General features: G+C 68.6%; 1 protein-coding gene and 1 pseudogene. Both read right to left on the reverse strand.

The annotated features are described in order from the left end of the window. Positions 1-125: pseudogene (locus tag DAT37_RS38870) on the reverse strand (recombination mediator RecR); the annotation flags it as partial. A gap of 3 nt (positions 126-128) precedes the next feature. Continuing rightward, on the reverse strand, positions 129-479 hold the full coding sequence (locus DAT37_RS38875; RefSeq protein ID WP_198654660.1) for a YbaB/EbfC family nucleoid-associated protein: 351 nt from the start codon (positions 477-479) through the stop codon (positions 129-131). Positions 480-1,015: the final 536 nt, after the last annotated feature.

Below are 1,015 nucleotides of genomic sequence, written 5' to 3' on the forward strand. Positions count from 1 at the left end.
AGCCGTTTGACGTCGGCCGGGTCGGCCGCCAGCAGGTGGAACGCGATCCGCTGCGCGCTCTTGGGACCGACGCCGGGCAGCAGGCCCAGCTCGTCGATCAGGTTCTGGACGACCCCTTCGTACATGGCCTAGAACCCTGGCAGCTGGCCGAGACCGCCGCCGCCCAGCCCCTGTGCGAGCGGGCCGAGCTTCTCCTGCTGCAGGTCGGCCGCCGCCCGCACGGCGTCACGTACGGCCGCGATCACCAGGTCGGCGATCGTATCGGCCGTGTCCTGTGGATCGCCGGCGTCGACCACGCTCGGATCGATCTTGAGCTCGAGCAGCTCGCCCGAGCCGTTGACGACGGCCGTGACCAGGCCGCCGCCGGCCGAGCCCTCGATCTGCGCGTCGTTGAGCTCCTGCTGGGCGCTCACAAGCTGCTGCTGCATGAGCTGGGCCTGCTCCAGCAGCTGCTGCAGGTTGACATCCCCTGGGTTCACCGTCGTGCGCTCCTCGTGGCTCCGCGTTCTTGACTTCCACGAGCCTACGGCGTTTGGGCCTCGTCATGTACTGGCGGCATGCAGGTGTTTCGCCCCCGGGGGTCGTCGCGACGGATCGCCGGTGACTGGCCGGCCAGATTGTCTGGCCGGATCCCGGCCCCCCTCCAGTGTCCGAGACCCGGCCACCACGCCGACCGGAGCGGCCGCACCATGCCGACGCTTGGATGGAACCATAATCACGCCCACGTTGCACACAGGTTGCTATCGTTCAATCACGTTTCGCGACCGCTGGAACGGCTTGCGCTGACCCTCTCCAACGCGGATGCTCGCCATACGGGTTCGACTACTTGGAGTGGCCGATGAGTTACGCCCATCTTCCCGCGTACTCCCGACTCCTTCGCAGCGCCCACGAGACGGTGATGGCAGACGGGGTGTGGCCCGAGGGGCCGCGACAGCTGATCGCCGCCTCCTGGCGGCGTTCCATGGACGCGGGCATCGACCCCGAAGCCGGTGCGGCGCCACTGGCGTTCGACCTC

The sequence above is a fragment of the Nocardia aurea genome (assembly GCF_003123685.1).
GTDB lineage: Bacteria > Actinomycetota > Actinomycetes > Mycobacteriales > Mycobacteriaceae > Nocardia > Nocardia aurea.